Raw genomic sequence first — 2986 nt, 5'->3', positions numbered from 1 at the left:
ATTTTAATAGAAACTTCGGCAAAAATTCGACTTTCACTACTTATGATACACTACCGATATGAGTTTACCTCTATAGACCAGAAAACTCCAGGGAATACTCCAATTTTCTATGACTAAGTAAAGAACAACAATATGCAAACCCTTCTTATAATTATAGACTCAAATTAAATCTTTGAGGTGAGGAAAATTGCCAACTTTTTCTACCGATTAACTTATTAAATTATTCAACAAAACCTTAAGTTTTATGAAAACTTTTTACAATCAAGATATTTTTTTAGTTAAAACATAGAAGTATTTTTAAGATTATGATTTATTGATATGTCTAATAGCTACGGAGCCTTCGCTGCTATAACGGTCGATGCCAACCAGACCGAACACGCTGTTTGGGAACATCAAGGTTCGCTATGGTACACCTACTTTGAGCCTGTTGCAAACCAGTGGTCAGAGGCCGAACCAGTCAGCAATGCTACGGGCGGTAGCGATTTACAGCTATTAGCTGGCAATCTGATTCCGTACACACCAGTAGGAGAATCTGATATTCCCAAATATGCCCCTGGTTTGGCTGCCGTGTGGGAAGACAGAAGTGGAAATTTGTACTACGTGCTGGGACGCTACACAGAAACTGGTCAAATACAGTGGTCAAACCAAGTCAACTTTGGTCAACCGACCCTCATGGTAGGTGACACAATCCTCAGCCAAAATCCCCAGGCTGACATTGCACCAAATCTTGGCCGGAACTTACCACCAGGCATATCCGTCGTTTACGAAATATTTGATAGTGCTATATCTGCTACATCTGTCTGGGAAGGGACAGAGTTTCGACGAAACAACTACCAGGTTACGTTAAGTTTCACAGGGGTGGATCAGAACAACGATGGTTTAATTTCTGGACGTGGTACCAACAATTCCCTGGGAGATGGCGTTGCCAACGAGCTAACCCTCTGGACAATGGAAGTAATTGATCCCGACCAAAATATAGTCGCTACCTATGATCTAAGCCAGCAGCAACAGCTTAACACCTTTAACTTTAACTTTGACCCTGCCACCAATACGGTGTTAGCCAATGCTGATGCCGATATCTTCTCGCTGGAAAGCTCTCAGTTCGGACTAAATGTGGGATTTGATTCATTCACCGAAATTAGTGGTGATTTGTGGACTCTAACCAGCCAGGCTGATGATAATAAAATTGTGCTACAACAATTTGCCGGGGGCAGCGGGACCCCCACCCAAGAAGATTCCTCCGATCTTAGTAATGATGCTGTCACTCTCCAAAGTGTCATCGCCGACGACACAGACCTCTACTTTGAGTTCATTAACTTCGAGCAGACCAGTGATAATAAAATAAAGGAGTCAGGGACAGACGGTGAGACCCTGGTTTTTGCTGAAGAAACTCCCCTCCCTCCCAGATATCAGCGTTTGGGGTTAGAGACACAGTTTCTGACGGCAGATGCGGTAAATGCCGCCAGCGACAGCGACGTAGCTCCTCAACTGGGGGATGCCCTAAGCCCCCAGTTACCCCTGGGAGTTAGCGTTCAGTTTGAGATTCCTTTCTCTGGGGCGCAGTCAATACTAGCTAAAAATATTCCGTTGCCGTCGAGTACGATCCCCACCGCTAATACAATTGACCTGACTCTCAGTGGCTCGATTGGGTCGGAAAAAACAACAATTCTCGATGATAATAATAAGTTCACGGAAGCCTATGTGGTGCAGACCAGTCTGGCGATTAAAGAGGAAACCGCCGATGGTGATGACAGCGATAATCTCAACAATCCCAACGAGAGTGCAGCTAAGAACGCCCAGAGTGATACTAATCGCCCTTTAGAAGAGAGCTTTGAGGTATCTCTCACCCTGGGACTCAACTCGACCTTTATGCCGGATGAAAACGGCGATTTGGTCTACAAAGGATCAGACATTGAGCTAACCCTAGGATTTGGGAAATTGGTGGGCTTTGAGTTAGATATCCCCCCAGCCCCCAGCCCCATCAAAGGCAAGCTAGTCGATGGCAAACTTCAGTACAGCTTGCTGAACTTTAAGGTTGATGCGGATGTCGGTCTGGATGTGACCAATAATACGCCACTGCTGCCGCTTCATTTAGACGGCAATGTTAACGATGGCACAGTTAAATTAATCAATCAAACGCTGCTAGCGGTACTGGATAGTAAAGGGGTCGGTGGGACTATTGGCATCTCCCAAGGACTAGTACAAGCGGTCAGTAACCTGGTGCAGGCTGATGAGGCTAGCGGAAAGGACGATAATAAGTCCACCGTGAATGGGTTCAAAAATGCCGAGTTGGCGGTGCAATTACTGCTGGGAGCCCTCTATGCTGAGCAGATTGTAGAGCAAGCCGGGACGCTACTGGCAGGTTTAGATCGGTACACCTTTGACGATATCGAGTTTGGTCTGGACTGGCTACCGTTTTTGAAGGGGGAAGTGGGAGCCTTAGCTAACAGTTTCAATGCTAGTGGCGGAGTGAATCTAGACCTGGGAGCAGATTTTGAAATTGCCCTCAAAGAAGGGGAGTTTGGACCCTTCATAGACTTTTCGGGGGATCTTAAAGCGGCTGAGAATCTTGCCTTTAGTGCCAAGGTCTTGTTCTGGAACTGGGCCTACAGTTCTGGCTGGATGCAGAGCGTCGCCTTACCTTCCTTTACCGCCTCTGATACCAGCCCTTCGAGCACTCCTGAAAGTGTTATAAACTTGAGTGATGAAAGTACAAATGGCGATGTCAGGGTCACCTACAATCCCACCCAGGGGACTAAAAACCTCTACAATCCCAACTCTGTACGGGTTCAGGACACAGAGGGTAATCTGAACGACCTAACGGATGACGATGATATAGCCCTCGTCTTTGAACCTAACTCCCAGGAAAGTTTACTGGCTTGGGTGGCGGCTGGAAGCGACAGTAGTCAATCCTTAAGTGAGCAGACTGAGGTAGTGAGTCGGGTATTAGTCTCGGACTTCACTAGCGGTGGTGGTTGGAATAACC

The 2986-nt window shown here is 46.5% G+C and carries 1 protein-coding gene; it reads left to right on the top strand.

The annotated features are described in order from the left end of the window. Positions 1–318 precede the first annotated feature (318 nt). The coding region (locus P9B04_RS18735) for a hypothetical protein (protein ID WP_342056493.1) at positions 319–2986 on the top strand (2668 nt) is incomplete at its 3' end.

Origin of the sequence: Crocosphaera sp. Alani8 (assembly GCF_038442745.1) — a bacterium.
GTDB lineage: Bacteria > Cyanobacteriota > Cyanobacteriia > Cyanobacteriales > Microcystaceae > Crocosphaera.
The sequence above is the reverse complement of the archived record's forward strand: the minus strand, read 5'-3'. Positions and strand labels throughout refer to the sequence as shown.